The following is an 18,214-nucleotide window of genomic DNA, read 5'->3' as shown; positions in this document are numbered from 1 at the left end:
ACGTCGATGTGGTCGAAGTCACACTCCGGGGGGTGGAGGCCTGCCAGACCCCAAAAGGCGGGCAAGTTTACCCACCTCACTTGATAGCTATGCGTCAGGCGGTCATATTTTCTTCCCCTATAGGGTTGAACTTTTGTTGATCCAGGGTCAGCCGACCGCCCCGGCGCCCTACCCTTCAGAGGGTGAAGCCACTGATGTCACTGGAGTCCGAGGTCGATCTTCCCGGCGGAGCAGTCCTTCCCGGTGCACTGCCCGACGCTCTGCGGGCCGAGCTCATCGCGTTCCGGCGCGACCTCCACATGCACCCGGAGCTCGGCAACCAGGAGTTCCGCACGACCGCCGCGATCAAGGAGCGGCTCGAGCGGGCCGGCCTCAAGCCGCGCGTCCTCGCCGTGGGGACGGGACTCGTCTGTGACATCGGTGTGGAGGGCGAGCAGTGGGACGGCGGTCCCAGCATGCTCGCGATGCGGGCCGACATCGACGGCCTGCCCATCCCGGACACCAAGGCGGAGTGCCCGTACCGCTCGACCGTGCCCGACCGCGCGCACGCCTGCGGTCACGACGTGCACACCACCGTCGTGCTCGGCGCCGGACTCGTCCTCGCCGAGCTGCACCGCCAGGGTGCGCTGCCCCGCCCCGTCCGGCTGATCTTCCAGCCCGCCGAGGAGGTGCTGCCCGGCGGTGCCGCCGACGCCATCAAGTGCGGGGCACTGGAGGGCGTCGGCGCGATCATCGCCGTGCACTGCGACCCCCGGGTGGACGCGGGCAGGATCGGTCTGCGGGAGGGGCCCATCACCTCCGCCTGCGACCGGCTGGAGATCGGCCTCGACGGACCGGGCGGCCACACCGCCCGCCCCCACCTCACGACCGACCTGGTCACCGCCGCAGCGCGTGTCGTCACCGACGTACCGGCGCTGGTCAGCCGGCGCTTCGACAGCCGCAGCGGGCTCGCCATCACCTGGGGCCGCGTCGAGTCGGGTCACGCGCCGAACGTGATCCCGCAGCACGCCGAGCTCTCCGGCACCGTGCGCTGCCTCGACCTGGAGGCGTGGCGGCAGGCTCCCGACGTCGTCGTCGCGGCCATCGACGAGATCGCCAACCTGCACCGGGCCAAGTCCGAGATCAACTACGTCCGCGGCGTCCCGCCCGTCGTCAACGAGCCCGGCGTCACCGAGCTGCTGCGCGAGGCGATGATCGCCCGCCGCGGGGTCGAGTCCGTCGAGGGCACCGAGCAGAGCCTCGGCGGCGAGGACTTCTCCTGGTACCTGGAGCGCGTCCCCGGCGCCATGGCCCGCCTGGGCGTCCGCACCCCCGGCGAACGCCACATCCGCGACCTCCACCAGGGCGACTTCGACGTCGACGAGTCGGCCATCACGGTCGGAGTAGAACTCTTCACGGCAGCAGCTCTGGTCAACGGCCTCCGCTGACACGCCCCCTTTTGGGGGCGCGGGGAACTGCGCACATCCCACGACGGCGCCGCACGCGTTCGCAGGGGCGCGGGGAACTGCGCGACCGGCCACGACGGCGCCGCACCGACGCATGGGGGCGCGGGGAACTGCGCGACCGGCCACGACGGCGCCGCACGGACGCATGGGGGCGCGGCGAACTGCGCACATCCCACGACGGCGCCGCACGCGTTCGCAGGGGCGCGGGGAACTGCGCGACCGGCCACGACGGCGCCGCACAGGGCCGCACAGGGATCGACAGCCCCGCGCCCCCACCCCGCTCACCCCGACAGACCCTCCGGTTGCGAGCGGCGCAGCCTCACGGCAGCCTGGTGCGCGTCACGAGGTAGGCACGCGCCGTGTTCCCGACTACACCTTTCGACCCCGTTCCCTCCCGTGGTTCACAAGGGCGTAACCGGCCATCGGCACGAATGGATAACGGCCCCGCGGCGAACCGTTCCCAGGAGTGTCTACGCGCGTTAATGTGCGCCGAACCGAGCACCCATCGCGGGGCTTTGGAGAATGGGGAACTTCAGATGCGTCGGATTTCCAAACTGACCCGTGTCGCGGTGGGGGTCGCGTCGCTCGGGCTCGTCGCCACGGCTTGCGGCGGCACCAGCAGTGACAGCGGCGACAGCGACAGCAACGACAAGGGCCTCGCCATCGCGTACGACGTCGGCGGCAAGGGCGACCAGTCCTTCAACGACGCCGCCTACGCCGGCCTGACGAAGGCCAAGGACGAGTTCGGCTACAAGACGGCCGACATCGAGCCCACCGAGGGCGAGACGGACGCCGACAAGGAGCAGCGCCTGGCGTCGCTGGCCAAGCAGGGCTACAACCCGGTCATCGGCGTCGGGTTCGCCTACGGCCCGGCGATGAAGGCCGTCGCCGCCAAGTACCCGAAGACCACCTTCGGCATCGTGGACTCGGTCGTCGAGGGCAAGAACGTCGCCTCCCTCGTGTTCGCCGAGGAGCAGGCCTCCTACCTCGCCGGTGTCGCTGCCGCCAAGGCCACGAAGACCGACGTCGTCGGCTTCGTCGGCGGTGTCGACGTGCCGCTGATCCACAAGTTCGAGGCCGGCTACAAGCAGGGCGTGCAGGACACCAACTCCAAGGTGAAGGTCCTGTCCCAGTACCTGACGCAGACGGCCGAAGAGGGCGGCTTCTCCAGCCCCGACAAGGGCAAGGCCGCCGCGGAGGGCCAGATCGAGAAGAAGGCCGACGTGCTCTACGCGGCCGCCGGTCTGTCCGGTCAGGGCGTCATCGAGGCCGCCGCCAAGGCCAAGGTCTGGGCGATCGGCGTCGACTCCGACCAGTACAAGCAGGCCGCCCTGGCGCCGTACAAGAACTACATCCTCACCTCCGCGCTCAAGGACGTCGGCGGCGCGGTCTACACGCTGTCCAAGTCGGTCCACGACGGCAAGCCGCTGAGCGGCACCCAGACGTTCGACCTGGAGGTCAACGGCGTGGGCCTGTCGGAGTCCAACCCGGAGTACGCGAAGATCGCGGGTCTCCAGGACGCCGTGAACAAGGCCAAGCAGGAGATCATCGACGGCAAGATCAAGGTCAACACCGAGTGAGCCGGCCGGTCTGACCGGCCGGAGCGGGCGGGCACCCCCTGGGTGTCCGCCCGCTCCGCGTTTCCCGGCCCCCTCCCGGGGAACCGGATCACCCAGCGCCACGCCCCGTTCGCGGTCGGCAACGGCCCGGCCAAGGACCGGTGATGGCTTGGCCACGGGCGCATAACAAGGTGGACAGAAGGGGTTTTCAGGCAGGTCTACGCGCGTTAATCTGCGGCGAAGCCAGCGCTGAAGCTGAACCGTCCGGCGCTGTGCACCTCGGTTGTACGACAGGAGCACCCACACATGCGCCGGATTTCCCGGATCACGGTCGCAGGCGCAGCGACCGCCTCCCTGGCCCTCGCGCTCTCCGCCTGCGGCGGCACCTCGACCTCCGCCGGGTCGTCGGACTCGAAGGGCGACAAGGGTCTCGCCATCGCCTACGACGTCGGCGGCAAGGGCGACCAGTCCTTCAACGACGCCGCGTTCGCGGGCCTGGAGCAGGCGAAGAAGGAGTTCGGGTACCAGACGGCCGACGTGGAGCCCACCGAGGGCGAGACGGACGCCGACAAGGAGCAGCGCCTGGTCTCGCTGGCCAAGCAGGGCTACAACCCCGTCGTCGGTGTCGGTTACGCCTACGCCGCCGCCGTGAAGGGCGCCGCGGAGAAGTTCCCGAAGACCACGTTCGGCATCGTCGACGACGCCACGATCAACACCGAGAACGTGGCCGACCTGGTCTTCAACGAGGAGCAGGCCTCGTACCTGGCCGGTGTCGCCGCCGCCAAGACCAGCAAGACCAAGGTCGTCGGCTTCGTCGGCGGTGTGGACATCCCGCTGATCCACAAGTTCCAGGCGGGCTTCGCGCAGGGCGTCAAGGACACCGACCCGAAGGTCAAGGTGCTCTCGCAGTACCTCACCCAGACGGCCGAGGAGGGCGGTTTCGCCAGCCCCGACAAGGGCAAGACGGCTGCCGAGGGTCAGATCGAGAAGAAGGCCGACGTCGTCTACGCGGCCGCCGGCCTGTCCGGTCAGGGCGTCATCGAGGCCGCCGCCGCCGAGAAGGTGTGGGCCATCGGTGTGGACTCCGACCAGTACCAGCAGGAAGCCCTTGCCAAGTACAAGGACTCCATCCTGACCTCGGCGATGAAGGACGTCGCCAAGGCGGTGTACAACCTGGCGAAGTCGGTCGAGGACGGAAAGCCCGAGACCGGTATCGTTCGTGGCGATCTGAAGACCGGCGAGGTGAGCCTGTCGAACTCCAACCCGAAGTTCGCGGACGACGCCGACCTTCAGGCAGCCCTGAAGACGGCCAAGGAGAAGATCATCAGCGGCGAGATCAAGGTCAAGAGCAGCTGACGAGCGACTGCCTCGAAGCAGGCGGTGACCCCCGGGGTCACGTCCGCTCGACGGGGTACGGGGAGCCGCTCCCCGTGCCCCGTTGCCGCGGGGCGTAGGCCCCTTTGTATGCCCTAGGGGCGCTACGCGCGTAGACGGCCCCCGTCCCCAGGAGAGTGCGCCATCAACGCGTCCAGCAGCCCTCCGGCCGGAGCGGCGGTCAACGAATCGGTGACCGCCGTCGAACTCGCCGGGATCACCAAGCGTTTCCCCGGAGTCGTGGCCAACCACGACATCCACCTCAGCGTCCGCAAGGGCACCGTGCACGCCCTCGTCGGCGAGAACGGCGCCGGCAAGTCGACACTGATGAAGATCCTCTACGGCATGCAGAAGCCGGACGAGGGCACCATCGCCGTCGACGGGCAGCAGGTCGGCTTCTCGTCGCCGGCCGACGCCATCGCCCGCGGCATCGGCATGGTCCACCAGCACTTCATGCTCGCCGACAACCTCACGGTCTTGGAGAACGTGGCGCTCGGCAGCGAGCAGCTCTACGGCATCGGCGCCAAGGCCCGCCGCAAGATCAAGGAGCTCTCCGAACGCTACGGCCTCGGTGTCGAGCCCGACCTGATGGTCGAGGAGCTCGGTGTCGCCGCCCGCCAGCGTGTGGAGATCCTCAAGGTCCTCTACCGCGGCGCGACCACCCTCATCCTCGACGAGCCGACCGCGGTCCTCGTCCCGCAGGAGGTCGACGCCCTCTTCGCCAACCTGCGCGAACTGAAGTCCGAGGGCCTGTCGGTCATCTTCATCTCGCACAAGCTCGGCGAGGTCCTCTCCGTCGCCGACGAGATCACCGTCATCCGCCGCGGCACCACCGTCGGCACCGCCGTCCCGTCCGAGACGACGCCCCGTCAGCTCGCCGAGATGATGGTCGGCAGCGAGCTGCCCACGCCCGAGACGGCCGAGTCCACGGTCACCGACCGCCCGGTCATCGGCGTCGAGAAGCTCCGCCTGGCGGCCCCCGGCGGCAAGGCGCTCCTCGACGACATCAGCTTCACCATCCACGCGGGCGAGGTCCTCGGCATCGCCGGTGTCGAGGGCAACGGCCAGACCGAACTGGTCGACGCGCTCATCGGCCTCCGGTCCGCCGACAGCGGCACGATCCGGCTCGCCGACGAGGAGATCACCGCCTGGCCCACCCGCCGGCGCCGCGAGCAGGGCATCGGCTACATCCCCGAGGACCGGCACCGCCACGGTCTCCTCCTGGAGGCACCCCTCTGGGAGAACCGCATCCTCGGTCACGTCACCGAGAAGCCCCTCGCCAAGGGCGTCTGGCTGGACCCGAAGGCGGCCCAGGAGGACACCCGCCGGATCGTGACGGAGTACGACGTCCGCACCCCCGGCATCGACGTCACCGCGGCCTCCCTGTCCGGCGGCAACCAGCAGAAGCTGATCGTCGGCCGCGAGATGAGCCACAAGCCGCGCTTCCTCATCGCCGCGCACCCCACCCGGGGCGTGGACGTCGGCGCCCAGGCCGCCATCTGGGACCACATCCGCGAGGCGCGCCGCGAGGGCCTGGCCGTGCTGCTGATCTCCGCCGACCTGGACGAGCTGATCGGCCTGTCCGACACGCTGCGCGTGATCTACAACGGCAAGCTGGTCGCGGACGCCGACCCGGCCACCATCACCCCCGAGGAGCTCGGCTCGGCCATGACCGGTGCCGCCACCGGGCACCTCGCGCACGACGACACCCCCGAGATCTCGAAGGCCGACGCCCCCGAGTCTCCGGAAGACGAGGCCCGCTGATGAAGAAGTTCGACAAGGAGCGCCTGCTCCTGGCGGTGGCCGGACCGGTCATCGCGCTGGCCGTGGCCTTCGTCCTGAGCGCGATCGTGCTGCTCGCCTCGGGCAAGAGCCCCTTCGAGCCGTTCGCCCTGATGTTCGAGCAGCTGAGCTTCTCCGACATCCAGGTCCTGATCATCAACCAGGCCTCGATGTACTACATCGCGGCCCTCGCGGTGGCCATCGGCTTCCGGATGAACCTGTTCAACATCGGCGTCGACGGCCAGTACCAGCTCGGCGCCATGATGGCCGCCGTCGTCGGCGCCCATGTGAACCTGCCGGCCGCCCTGCAGGTCCCGCTGCTGCTCCTGACGGCGGTCCTCACCGGCGCCTTCTGGGCGGGCATCGCGGGCGTCCTGAAGGTCACCCGCGGCGTCAGCGAGGTCGTCGCCACGATCATGCTCAACGCGATCGCCACCTCCGTGATCGCCTACCTGTGGCTGCCGAACGTCTTCGGCGTCAAGGTCGGCAACAACAACACCACCGGCGAGATGTACGAGTCCGGCTGGATCCCCGGGATCAGCCTGGGCGACGCCGGTGAGATCTACGGCCTGGTGCTGCTGGCCGTCCTGCTCGGCATCGGCTACTGGATCGTCCTCAACCGCACCCGCTTCGGCTTCGACCTGCGCGCCTCCGGTGCCTCGCAGACCGCCGCCGCGGCCAGCGGCGTCGACCCCAAGCGCATGGTGCTCAGCGCCATGCTGATCTCCGGCGCCATCGCGGGCCTGGCCGGCCTGCCGATCCTGCTCGGCGACACCCACACCTACAGCCTCAACTTCCCCACCGGCATCGGTTTCCTCGGCATCGGCATCGCCCTGCTCGGCCGCAACAGCCCGGTCGGCATCGCCTTCGCCGCCCTGCTGTGGGCCTGGCTCGACAAGGCCTCGCCCGAGCTGGACTTCCACGGCTACGACAAGGAGATCGCGGTCATCATGCAGGGCCTGATCGTGCTCTCGGTCGTCGTCTCCTACGAGGCCGTCCGCGAATGGGGTCTGCGCCGCCAGCAGCGTCGTGTCGGCGCCGAACTCGCCGCCGGACACGTCCTCGGCGCTCAGAACACGAAGGAGGTGGCTGGCCGATGACCACCGCGACCGACGTCAACCAGCCCACGCTGCAGCCCGCGGCACCGACCGGCCGCCGCCTGTCGTGGCCCGTCCTGCTGCTGATCATCGCCGGAGGCCTGGCGCTCACCTCGATCGTCCGCCTCATCACCGGCGCCGACGGCATCACCAACGTCAGCCAGATGTCCACCGCGCTCCAGCTCGCCGTGCCGATCGGCCTCGCCGGTCTGGGCGGCCTGTGGGCCGAGCGCGCGGGCGTGGTCAACATCGGCCTCGAGGGCATGATGATCCTCGGCACCTGGTTCGGCGCCTGGGCCGGCTTCCAGTGGGGCCCGTGGACCGGTGTCCTGGTCGGCATCCTCGGCGGCGCGATCGGCGGTCTGCTGCACGCCTTCGTGACCGTCACCTTCAACGTCAACCACATCGTCTCCGGTGTGGCCATCAACATCCTCGCCCTCGGCGCCACCCGCTACCTCGCGCCCCTCGCCTTCGAGGGCCACACCGGCGGCTCCGCCAAGCAGTCCCCGGCGGTCGACTCCCTCGGCCACTTCACCGTGCCGGGACTGTCCGACGCGCTGCGCGACCTGAACAACCAGGGCTGGTTCTTCGTCTCCGACATCGCGGGCCTGCTCGGCGGCCTGGTCACCAACGTGTCCTGGCTGACCCTGATCGCCATCGCACTGATCCCCGCCACCTGGTGGATCCTGTGGCGCACCGCCTTCGGCCTGCGGCTGCGCTCCTGCGGTGAGAACCCGGTGGCCGCCGAGTCCCTCGGCGTCAACGTCTACAAGTACAAGTACATCGCCGTCGTCATCTCCGGCGGCCTGGCCGGTCTCGGCGGTGTCTTCCTGTCCATCGTGGCCAACCCCTTCTACCTGGAGGGCCAGGTCAGCGGACGCGGCTTCATCGGCCTCGCGGCGATGATCTTCGGCAACTGGATGCCGGGCGGCCTCGCCCTCGGCGCGGGCCTGTTCGGCTACACCGACAGCCTCAACCTGCGCGGCGGCTCCGCCAACGTGCACGCCCTGCTGCTGCTCGGCGCGCTGCTGCTGATCATCGGGGCGATCTTCCTGGTGGTCCGCAAGAAGTACGCCCCGTCGATGATCACCGCGGTCGTCGCCGCCCTGGTGTTCGCCTGGTACGCCAGCACCGACGAGGTCCCGAACCAGGTCGTCTCCGCCACGCCGTACGTCATCACCCTGGTGGTCCTCGCCATGTCCGCCCAGCGGCTGAGGATGCCGAAGGCCGACGGACTGCCGTACCGGAAGGGGCAGGGCAAGTGACCGACGCCGGTACCGCCGTCGACTGGGAGCAGCTGCGCGCGGCGGCCCGGGACGCCATGTCCCGGGCGTACGCCCCTTACTCCGGCTACCCGGTCGGCGTGGCGGCCCGGGTCGACGACGGCCGGATCATCTCCGGGTGCAACGTCGAGAACGCCTCGTACGGGCTCGGCCTGTGCGCCGAGTGCGGTCTGGTGTCGGAGCTGCACAACACCGGGGGCGGCCGGCTGACGCACTTCACCTGCGTCGACCGCAACGGCGACACGCTCGTCCCGTGCGGCCGCTGCCGCCAGCTGCTCCACGAGTTCGGCGGCCCGGACCTCCTGCTGGAGACCCCGGCGGGGATCCTGCCGCTCTCGGAGATGCTGCCCCAGGCCTTCGGCCCGGAGCACCTCAGCAAGTAACTTCCGTTCGGCCCCTCTGAGTTGCTCACGCGACCGGCTCAGAGGGGCCGTACGGCTTCTGGAAACCTCGGAAGGAAGCCAAGCCATGGCCATGGACGTCATCTCCGTCATCCGCACCAAGCGGGACCGCGGTGAGCTCAGCGACGCGCAGATCGACTGGGTCATCGACGCGTACACCCGCGGGGAGGTCGCCGACGAGCAGATGTCCGCTCTCGCCATGGCGATCCTGCTGAACGGCATGAACCGCCGCGAGATCGCCCGCTGGACCGCCGCGATGATCGCCTCCGGTGAGCGCATGGACTTCTCGTCCCTGTCCCGCCCGACCGCCGACAAGCACTCCACGGGCGGTGTCGGCGACAAGATCACGCTGCCCCTGGCGCCCCTGGTGGCGGCCTGCGGCGCGGCCGTCCCGCAGCTGTCCGGCCGTGGCCTCGGCCACACCGGCGGCACCCTGGACAAGCTGGAGTCGATCCCCGGCTGGCGCGCGCTGCTGTCCAACGAGGAGATGCTGAACGTCCTCGACACCACCGGCGCCGTCATCTGCGCGGCCGGCGACGGCCTGGCCCCCGCCGACAAGAAGCTCTACGCCCTGCGGGACGTCACCGGCACGGTCGAGGCGATCCCGCTGATCGCCTCCTCGATCATGTCCAAAAAGATCGCCGAGGGCACCGGTTCGCTGGTCCTGGACGTGAAGGTCGGCACCGGCGCCTTCATGAAGACCATCGAGGACGCCCGCGAACTGGCCTCCACGATGGTCGGGCTGGGCACGGACCACGGCGTGAAGACGGTCGCGCTGCTGACGGACATGTCCACCCCGCTGGGTCTGACGGCCGGCAACGCCCTGGAGGTCCGCGAGTCGGTCGAGGTCCTGGCGGGCGGCGGCCCGGCGGACGTCGTCGAGCTGACGATCGCGCTCGCCCGCGAGATGCTCGACGCGGCCGGCATCAAGGACGCCGACCCGGCGAAGGCCCTGGCCGACGGCTCGGCGATGGACGTGTGGCGCCGGATGATCGCGGCCCAGGGCGGCGACCCGGACGCGACGTTGCCGGTGGCCCGTGAGCAGCACGTGATCAAGGCCCCGGCCTCCGGCGTCCTGACCCGTCTCGACGCCTACGACATCGGCGTCGCGGCCTGGCGTCTCGGCGCGGGCCGTGCGCGCAAGGAGGACCCGGTGCAGGCGGGCGCCGGCGTCGAGATGCACGCCAAGCCGGGCGACACGGTGACCGAGGGCCAGCCCCTGCTGACCCTCCACACCGACACCCCCGAGCGCTTCGAGTACGCCCTCCAGTCCATCGAGGGCTCCTACGACGTCGCAGCGCCCGGGACGGCTTTCACGGCGTCGCCGGTGGTGCTGGAACGAATCGCCTGACCTGGGGTTTCCTCGTACGGGTGAACGGGATCGGTGGACCCTCGCCGGTCCCGTTCGGCATGCTGGGATCGGTGACGCACCGATAGGAGACCGCCATGAGCGCACTCACCGTGAGCCAGGACCCCGAGCAGAGCTGGGACGATCTCGTCCGGTTCTGGGAGGAGATGGAATGGCCCGAGGGCAGCAAGGTGGAGATCATCGAGGGGATCATCACCGTGTCACCTGCTCCCGCTTACCGCCACAACGTGATCGCGGCCCGCATCCAGCGTCGCCTCTACTCCGTGATCCCCGAGGACTGGGAAATTTTCCAGACGCTGGCGCTCGCCGTGCCGTCACGTCTCGGCATGCTCATCCCGGATCTCGTGGTGGCCCCCGTATGGGAGGACGCTGACACGGACACCCACATCCCGGCCGCTCTCGCCGAACTCGTCGTCGAGGTCACGTCCAAGTCCAACGCTCGCCACGACCGCGTCAGCAAGCCTGCTGCCTACGCCACTGCCGGTATTCCGCTCTATCTCCTCGTAGACCGCTGGGCCGCCGACGGCCCCACCGTGACGCTCTACGGCGAGCCCAAGGGCGATGTCTACCGCCCTCTGAGCACCGCGAAGTTCGGCGAGTCGATCAAGCTGCCGGCTCCTTTCGACCTCGTCATCGACACCGGCGAGTTCCCGGAGAACTGAGTCACCCCAGCACCGCTGCCACGACCACCAGCACCGGCACCGCCAGCACCGTCGACAGCAGGATCGCCTCCCGCGCCAGCACCTCGCCCACCCGGTAGCTGCTCGCGTACGTGAAGAGGTTCTGCGCCGCCGGCAGCGCGGACGTCACCACCACGTCGAGCAGCAGGGCACCGCGCAGGCCGAAGACACCCGCCGCCAGCGCCCAGGCGACCAGGGGCTGGAACACGGACTTCAGGGCCACGGCGAGGAGCACCGGGGCCCGTTCCGTGCCGCGCAGCGGGAGCGTGCTGCCGCGCAGGGAGATGCCGAAGGCCAGCAGGACCGCCGGGACCGACATGTTGCCGATCAGGGTCAGGGGGGCCATCAGAGGGCCCGGCACCGTGAGGCCCGACGCCGAGACCGCCACCCCGGCCAGCGAGCCCAGGGCTATCGGATTGCGCAACGGCGTCAGCAGCCGCTGCCACAGGGGCCGCTTCTCCCCGCCGCTCGCCAGGTCCAGGACCGTCAGTGCCACCGGCGTCACACCGACCAGCTGGAACAGCAGCACCGGCGCGACCAGGGAGGCGTCGCCCAGCACGTACACGGCGATCGGAATGCCCAGGTTTCCGGAGTTGACGTAACTGGAGCACAGCGCGCCGATCGTGGTCCGGCCCACGCCCCACCCGCGCACCGCGCCCACCGCCACGAAGACACCCGCCGCCGCTGCCGTGCTCATCGCCGTGACCAGCAGCCGCTCGGAGAAGATCACCGACAGGTCGGCCTGCGCGAGCGTCGTGAAGAGCAGCGCCGGGGACGCCACGTGGAAGGCGAGCTTGGTGAGGACCTCCCGGCCGCCGTCCCCCAGATACCCCCGGCGCCCGATCAGATAGCCGATCCCGATGACGACGGCGATGACCGCGAACCCGCTCAACACCCCCTGCACGGCGCCCCCTCACCGGCGAGAAAGGCATCGGGCAGCGCGGCGGGAGCGGGTGGTTGGGGCATACACCCAACCCTCCGGGGAAGGCACTGCGCGGGTCAATGTGATCCTCACGGCGCCGACCGGCCGTGACCGCGCCCCGGGAGGACGGAACATCGCGACGAGTCACGTGGTGGTGGCTCACGTCGCGATGACTCGCTTCGCGATGAGTTACCGCGACCCGCCCGGTCTACCGATCGTGGACGCCATGACACCGCCCGTGCTCGTACTGCCCGGCCCCGTCACCCGGGACGAGGTGAGGGGGCTCAGCGACGACGTGCGCGCACTGCTGCACGGCAGCGGTGCCCGGGTCGTGGTGTGCGACGTCGGGGGACTGGGGCCGCCGGGCCTCGCCGCCGTCGAGCTGCTGGCGAAACTCCAGCTGGCCGCCCGCCGCGCCGGGGGACGGATACGGCTGCGCGCCCCCGACCCGGCCCTACGCGTCCTGCTCGACCTGGTCGGACTCCGCTTCGAGGTGGAGGGGGAGGCCGAAGAGCGGGAACCAGCGCTGGGTGTCGAGGAAGCAGTGGAACCCGGTGATCCGGCCGTCTGAGATCTCCAGCACCTGCACCGCCCACGGCACGAAGCCGCCGCGCTCCGGGTCCGGCTTGTACTGGGCGAACCCCGGCAGGCCGTTGACCTGGACCGGCACCAGCCGGGAGCCGGCGCAGGGCGCGCCGAGGGTGGTCATGAAGCCGGTGATGTCCCGCGTACCGGTCAGCCACAGGTCGAACGGCGGCATCGTCATGACCGCGTCCTCGTGCAGCAGGGCCGTCAGCGCCGTCATGTCGTAGCCCTCGAAGGCCGCGACGTAGCGGTCGAGCAGCTTCTTCTGGTCCTCGTCCAGCGGGTCGGAGACGGCCGCGTCGGCGCCCGGCTCCTGCCGCTCGGCCAGGGTGGCGCGGGCCCGCTGGAGGGCGCTGTTCACCGACGCCACCGAGGTGTCCAGCAGCTCGGCGACCTCACTGGCCTTCCAGGCCAGGACCTCGCGCAGGATCAGCACCGCGCGCTGTTTGGCCGGGAGCTTCTGCAGGGCGGCCATGAAGGCGAGCCGCACGGACTCCTTGGCGACGGCGGCCTCCGCCGGGTCGCCGGTCGTGGGCAGCACACGGGCGTCCGGCATGGGCTCCAGCCAGGTGTTGTCCGGCCGGGGGGAGAGGGCGGCCCGGGCGAGCGGGGTGGACTCGGTCAGATCCATGGGCCGGGCGCGCTTGTTGCCCGCGTTCAGCATGTCCAGGCACACGTTGGTCGCGATGCGGTAGAGCCAGGAGCGCAGGCTGGAGCGGCCCTCGAACTTGTCGTAGCTGCGCCAGGCGCGGACCATCGTGTCCTGCACCGCGTCCTCGGCCTCGAAGGAGGAGCCGAGCATCCGGTAGCAGTACCCCGTCAGTTCCGTGCGGTGCGCCTCCAGCCTGGTGTCCAGGTCCGCCGGTGTCGCCGTGCCGTTCGCCATCTCCACCCACCCCTGTGGACGTTCTGTTCACGCGCCGTCGCGCCCCAGCACTTCGGAAGCTACCGCAGCCCACTGACAACGGCCCCCCGAGCGCACGAAGGAGCAGGTCGGGGCGTGTGGCCCGGAAGGCCCGCGACCGTCCCCCGGCGCCCTTCACGGGAACTCCTCCACCGGCATGACCGGGCGCCGGCGCGCTCCGGCACTCGCGGCAGCCCCCGCGGGTCGCCCCTCGTCAGCGCATGCGGAAGTCCCCCTGCCCGGTCCGGTGACAGCCGGTGCGGAAGGTGTCCACACCCACTGACGACCGACCCCGGCAGGGGGATCGTCGTCGACGCTCAGGCGGCGGCCAGGTGGCGGCGATGCAGGCGGGCCGCCCGGGTTCCGAAGACGGTGATCGTCACGACGCCCAGGACGGCCAGCAGTCCGACCCCGACCGTCCCGGCCCAGCCGGCCGCGTGGAAGGCGACCGCGCCGACCGTGCTGCCCGCGCTGGAGCCGATGTAGTACGCCGACTGGTACAGCGCCGAGGCCTGGGCGCGGCCGTGTGTGGCCGTCTTGCTGACCGCCGAGGAGGCGACCGCGTGGCCCGCGAAGAAGCCCGCCGTGATCAGGACCAGGCCCAGCAGGACCAGAGGGAGGGAGCCCGCCAGGGACAGCAGCAGGCCCGCCGCCGTAGTACCGCCGCCCGCGTACAGCGCGCCCCGGCGGCCCAGCCGGCCGACCAGCCGGCCCGCGGTCGACGCCGACACCGTGCCCACCAGATACACCAGGAAGATCGAGCCGATGATGCCCTGCGGCAGCGAGAACGGGGCCTCGGTCAGCCGGTAGCCGATGACCGTGTACACGCCGCCGAACACCGTCATGAACAGCGCGCCGATCGCGTACAGCCGGCACAGCAGCGGGTTGGACAGGTGGTCGCGGACCGTCCGGGCCAGGACGTGCGGCCGCAGCGAGCCGGCCTTGAAGTGCCTCGGGGCGGGGAGCAGCAGCCGGAAGGCCACCGCGCACGCCACGGCGATCACCCCGATGACCCCGACGGCGACCCGCCAGCCCCACTCCTGCGCGACCCAGCCGGTGATGACCCGGCCGCTCATCCCGCCCACGCTGTTGCCCGCGACGAACAGGCCGATCGCGGTGATCAGCGCCTTGGGGCTGACCTCCTCCGCGAGGTACGCGGTCGCCGACGCCGGCAGTCCGGCCAGGGCGGCGCCCTGCAGCGCCCGCAGCGCGATCAGCACACCGAGGGAGGGGGCCAGGGGCACCAGCAGTCCGAGCGTGACGGCCACGGCCAGCGACGCGGTCATGACCGCACGGCGTCCGAAGCGCTCCGACAGGGCGCTCATCGGCAGCACGAACAGCGCCAGCCCGCCCGTCGCGGCGGCCACCGTCCAGCTCGCGTCGCCCGCCGCCACCCCGAACTCGCCGGAGATCAGCGGGAGCAGGGCCTGGGTGGAGTACAGCAGCGCGAAGGTCGCGACACCCGCGAGGAAGAGGGCGAAGCTCATCCGGCGGTAGCCGGGGCCGCCCGGGGACACACGTGAGTCGGCGGTGGGAACGGAGGCATCGGCGCCCACGACGGTGGACGCCCCGGTACTGGCGGGAGACATGCCTCGAACCTACGGACGGCCGCACTCATCCGTCCAATGCATGGAACGGTCATAATCGTTCCCATGGCGCATCAACCGAGCTCACAGCCCCGGCTGTCACCCAGCAGTGACACAGAAGACATGGCTGAGATGTCGAAGCTGCTGGCGCCGCGCCTGGCGTACTTCGCGGGCGTCGCCCGCACCGAGCACGTCACGCGCGCCGCCCAGGAGATGAACGTCCCCCAGTCGACCCTCTCCCGCTCCATGGCCCGCCTGGAGCAGGATCTGGGCGTCGACCTGTTCGCCCGGCACGGCCGCACGGTCTCCCTCACCCCGGCCGGCCGCACCTTCCTCGCCTCCGTCGAACGTGCCCTGGCCGAGGTGGAGCGTGCCGCCGAGGAGGTGCGCGCCGACGCCGACCCCACCACCGGCAAGGTCGCCTTCGGCTTCCTGCACACCATGGGCGCCGAGACCGTCCCGGGCCTCCTGCACGCCTTCCGCGCCGACCACCCGCGCGTCCGCTTCAGCCTCGTCCAGAACTACGGCGAGGCCATGCTGGAACGCCTGCGCGCCGGCGAACTCGACCTGTGCCTGACGTCCCCGGTACCGGACGCCCCCGACCTGGTGGCCCGCCGCCTGGACGAGCAGAAGCTGCGCCTGGTCGTCCCCGCCGACCACTCGCTCGCAGGCCGCCGCCGTATCCGCCTCGCCGAGGCCGCAGACGAAACCTTCGTCACCCTGGAACCCGGCTACGGCCTGCGCCGCATCACCGACGACCTCTGCAAGGAGGCCGGCTTCAAACCCCGCATCGCCTTCGAGGGGGAGGAGGCGGAAACGCTGAGGGGCCTGGTGGCGGCGGGCCTCGGAGTGGCCCTCCTGCCCCCACCGGCCGTCTCCCGCCCGGGCGTCGTGGAACTGACGGTCACGGCGCCGAGAGCCGTCCGCGAGATCGGCGTGGCCTGGCTGGAAGGCCACCCGGACACACCCCCGGTGGCGGCTTTCAAGAAATTCCTTCTCTCAAGAAGAGGCAGCCTCTTGCCCACCTGAAAGGGGCGCGGGGAACTGCGCGAGCAACCACCACAATCCCGCACCCCGAAATCCACGGGCACCTCACACGGCCCTACCGCCTCGAAGGGCTGAACCCCGCAGCGAGCGGCATCCGCAACCCCAACGGCGGCGGCGCGGCAAACGCATCCCGCACCGGCCGCGACACCGCCCGCCCGAACAACGCCCCCATCACGAAGTCCTCGGCCAGCGCCAGCACTTCGTCCCGGTACTGGTGCAACCCGTGTCCGTCCGCGTGCACTTCGAAGCGGCACACGTCCCGGTTCGCCTTCTTGGCCCGCGCCGCCAGCCGGAACGACAGCTCCGGATCCGTCCGCCCGTCATTCGTGCCGTGCACGATCAGCACCTGGCGCCCGACCAACTGCTTCACCGGTTCGGGTGGCGCCGCGACGTCCTCCTCCGGCAGCCAAGGGGCTAGCGCCAGCACGGAGTTGACGGCGTCGTGACCACCCGCTCGCAGCCCGGCCCGGCCCCCCATCCCGACACCGACCAGGCAGACCGGGACGTCCCCGTACCGCCGTACGACCTCGTCGGCCGCCCATGTCGCGTCCTGCGCGAGATTGGCCTCGCTGCCGTTCCAGCCGCGGCAGCGGTAGTGCACGACGTGCGCGACGAGGCCCTCGGCCCGGCCCGCGCGGGCCAGCCGGCGTCCGACGGCGCGCACCGAGGCGGTCGCCAGCAGGGGCGACGGTCTGCGGCCGGAGACCTCGTCGCCGCCGGGGAGCAGCAGCACCACGCCGCTCACCGCCGTCGGTTCCGGACCGAGTGCCCTGCCCAGCCGTGCCCTGCGAACCGGCGTCGCTTGGTGTGCCATGACAGAACAGTGTCAGAAGCACGGGTGTACGCGACCCGTCGCCGGGGTCACCGTTGCGTATCGACGAAAACGCACAGCATCCGGCAACGCGCCCTCTACGCGCGTAGGAGTTAGAGTGCGGAAATGACGAGCCAGACCATTGCGAACACCCCGACACCGGACCAGATCCGCCGGGCGCCCAAGGTTCTGCTGCACGACCACCTCGACGGCGGTCTGCGCCCCGGCACGATCGTCGCCCTCGCCCGCGAGAACGGTTACACCCAGCTCCCGGACACCGACCCCGAGAAGCTCGGCGTCTGGTTCCGCGAGGCCGCCGACTCCGGTTCCCTGGAACGGTACTTGGAGACCTTCTCCCACACCGTCGGCGTCATGCAGACCCGCGACGCCCTGGTCCGGGTCGCCGCCGAGTGCGCCGAGGACCTGGCCGCGGACGGCGTCGTCTACGCCGAGGTGCGCTACGCCCCCGAGCAGCACCTGGAGGGCGGCCTCGCTCTCGAAGAGGTCGTCGAGGCCGTCAACGAGGGTTTCCGGGAAGGGGAGCGGCGCGCCCGGGAGAACGGCCGGCGCATCCGCGTGGGCGCGCTGCTCACCGCCATGCGGCACGCGGCCCGCGCCCTGGAGATCGCCGAGCTCGCCAACCGCTACCGGGACCTGGGCGTCGTCGGCTTCGACATCGCCGGCGCCGAGGCCGGCTACCCGCCCACCCGGCACCTGGACGCCTTCGAGTACCTCAAGCGCGAGAACAACCACTTCACCATCCACGCCGGGGAGGCCTTCGGGCTGCCCTCCATCTGGCAGGCCCTCCAGTGGTGCGGCGCCGACCGGCTCGGTCACGGCGTGCGGATCATCGACGACATCCAGGTCCACGAGGACGGCCGGGTCGAACTCGGGCGGCTCGCCTCCTACGTCCGGGACAAGCGCATCCCGCTGGAGCTGTGCCCGAGCTCCAACCTCCAGACCGGGGCCGCGTCCTCGTACGCCGAGCACCCCATCGGACTGCTGCGCCGGCTGCACTTCCGGGCCACGGTCAACACGGACAACCGCCTGATGTCGCACACCAGCATGAGCCGAGAATTCGAGCACCTCGTCGAGGCATTCGGATACACGCTCGACGACATGCAGTGGTTCTCTGTCAATGCGATGAAATCAGCGTTCATTCCATTCGATGAACGACTGGCCATGATCAATGAGGTCATCAAGCCCGGATATGCCGAGCTGAAATCCGAATGGCTGTTCCGTCAAACCGCCTCCACCAGCGGTTCTGTTCCTTCGGGCGACTGAATCGGGGGTAATCGGAACGCGGTGGACGCCGACGGTTCTCGCCATCCGTCCGTATTCCGATGTTTGCGGCCGAGGGTGCCGGGTG

At 70.4% G+C, this 18,214-nt stretch carries 16 protein-coding genes; 12 read left to right on the top strand and 4 right to left on the bottom strand.

The window, feature by feature from the left end:
- Positions 1–194 precede the first annotated feature (194 nt).
- From ACFZDI_RS03925 to ACFZDI_RS03885, 9 genes are all read left to right on the top strand, one after another.
- Positions 195–1,427, top strand: a complete 1,233-nt coding sequence (locus tag ACFZDI_RS03925) for a M20 family metallopeptidase (protein ID WP_234847044.1) — start codon at positions 195–197, stop codon at positions 1,425–1,427.
- 554 nt (positions 1,428–1,981) lie between these two features.
- Positions 1,982–3,025 carry a BMP family protein gene (locus ACFZDI_RS03920; protein WP_234847020.1) on the top strand — a complete coding sequence of 348 codons (1,044 nt, stop codon included), beginning with the start codon at positions 1,982–1,984 and terminating at the stop codon, positions 3,023–3,025.
- A gap of 285 nt (positions 3,026–3,310) precedes the next feature.
- Positions 3,311–4,360, top strand: coding sequence for a BMP family protein (locus ACFZDI_RS03915; protein ID WP_234847021.1), 1,050 nt, complete (start codon positions 3,311–3,313; stop codon positions 4,358–4,360).
- A gap of 210 nt (positions 4,361–4,570) precedes the next feature.
- Complete coding sequence (locus ACFZDI_RS03910; RefSeq protein WP_391247536.1) at positions 4,571–6,142, top strand: ATP-binding cassette domain-containing protein; 1,572 nt, start codon at positions 4,571–4,573, stop codon at positions 6,140–6,142.
- A complete protein-coding gene (locus ACFZDI_RS03905) occupies positions 6,142–7,260 on the top strand; it encodes an ABC transporter permease (protein WP_234847023.1) in 1,119 nt (372 codons plus the stop codon). The genes ACFZDI_RS03910 and ACFZDI_RS03905 overlap by 1 nt, the downstream gene beginning before the upstream one ends.
- Positions 7,257–8,522 (top strand): ABC transporter permease, encoded by a 1,266-nt coding sequence (locus ACFZDI_RS03900; RefSeq protein ID WP_361109106.1) that lies wholly within the window; start codon positions 7,257–7,259, stop codon positions 8,520–8,522. Before ACFZDI_RS03905 ends, ACFZDI_RS03900 begins: the two co-directional genes overlap by 4 nt.
- Positions 8,519–8,923 carry a cytidine deaminase gene (locus ACFZDI_RS03895; RefSeq protein WP_308287407.1) on the top strand — a complete coding sequence of 135 codons (405 nt, stop codon included), beginning with the start codon at positions 8,519–8,521 and terminating at the stop codon, positions 8,921–8,923. Before ACFZDI_RS03900 ends, ACFZDI_RS03895 begins: the two co-directional genes overlap by 4 nt.
- Positions 8,924–9,008: 85 nt before the next feature.
- Positions 9,009–10,292, top strand: coding sequence for a thymidine phosphorylase (locus ACFZDI_RS03890; RefSeq protein WP_234847025.1), 1,284 nt, complete (start codon positions 9,009–9,011; stop codon positions 10,290–10,292).
- 95 nt (positions 10,293–10,387) lie between these two features.
- The gene (locus ACFZDI_RS03885) at positions 10,388–10,972 is read left to right on the top strand and encodes a Uma2 family endonuclease (RefSeq protein ID WP_234847026.1); all 585 of its coding nucleotides are present in this window, start codon (positions 10,388–10,390) and stop codon (positions 10,970–10,972) included.
- A gap of 1 nt (position 10,973) precedes the next feature.
- Here the strand turns inward: ACFZDI_RS03885 and ACFZDI_RS03880 are convergent, their stop codons facing one another.
- On the bottom strand, positions 10,974–11,894 hold the full coding sequence (locus ACFZDI_RS03880; protein WP_391247532.1) for an AEC family transporter: 921 nt from the start codon (positions 11,892–11,894) through the stop codon (positions 10,974–10,976).
- Positions 11,895–12,096: 202 nt separating this feature from the next.
- Between ACFZDI_RS03880 and ACFZDI_RS03875 the strand changes: the two genes are divergently transcribed.
- Positions 12,097–12,483 carry an STAS domain-containing protein gene (locus tag ACFZDI_RS03875; protein ID WP_391248027.1) on the top strand — a complete coding sequence of 129 codons (387 nt, stop codon included), beginning with the start codon at positions 12,097–12,099 and terminating at the stop codon, positions 12,481–12,483.
- Here the strand turns inward: ACFZDI_RS03875 and ACFZDI_RS03870 are convergent.
- Positions 12,367–13,383 (bottom strand): sigma-70 family RNA polymerase sigma factor, encoded by a 1,017-nt coding sequence (locus tag ACFZDI_RS03870; protein WP_234847029.1) that lies wholly within the window; start codon positions 13,381–13,383, stop codon positions 12,367–12,369. The genes ACFZDI_RS03875 and ACFZDI_RS03870 overlap by 117 nt on opposite strands.
- Before the next feature lie 335 nt (positions 13,384–13,718).
- Complete coding sequence (locus ACFZDI_RS03865; RefSeq protein WP_391247530.1) at positions 13,719–14,990, bottom strand: MFS transporter; 1,272 nt, start codon at positions 14,988–14,990, stop codon at positions 13,719–13,721.
- 63 nt (positions 14,991–15,053) lie between these two features.
- Between ACFZDI_RS03865 and ACFZDI_RS03860 the strand changes: the two genes are divergently transcribed.
- Complete coding sequence (locus ACFZDI_RS03860) at positions 15,054–16,016, top strand: LysR substrate-binding domain-containing protein (protein WP_391247528.1); 963 nt, start codon at positions 15,054–15,056, stop codon at positions 16,014–16,016.
- Positions 16,017–16,089: 73 nt separating this feature from the next.
- Here the strand turns inward: ACFZDI_RS03860 and ACFZDI_RS03855 are convergent, their stop codons facing one another.
- On the bottom strand, positions 16,090–16,848 hold the full coding sequence (locus ACFZDI_RS03855) for an alpha/beta hydrolase (RefSeq protein WP_234847032.1): 759 nt from the start codon (positions 16,846–16,848) through the stop codon (positions 16,090–16,092).
- 123 nt (positions 16,849–16,971) lie between these two features.
- Here ACFZDI_RS03855 and ACFZDI_RS03850 point away from each other — a divergent pair, with 123 nt between their 5' ends.
- The gene (locus ACFZDI_RS03850) at positions 16,972–18,129 is read left to right on the top strand and encodes an adenosine deaminase (RefSeq protein ID WP_391247526.1); all 1,158 of its coding nucleotides are present in this window, start codon (positions 16,972–16,974) and stop codon (positions 18,127–18,129) included.
- Positions 18,130–18,214 lie beyond the last annotated feature (85 nt).

Source organism: Streptomyces sp. NPDC007907 (assembly GCF_042959365.1).
Taxonomy (GTDB): Bacteria; Actinomycetota; Actinomycetes; order Streptomycetales; family Streptomycetaceae; genus Streptomyces; species Streptomyces indiaensis.
This window is presented reverse-complemented; position numbering and strand designations above follow the sequence as displayed.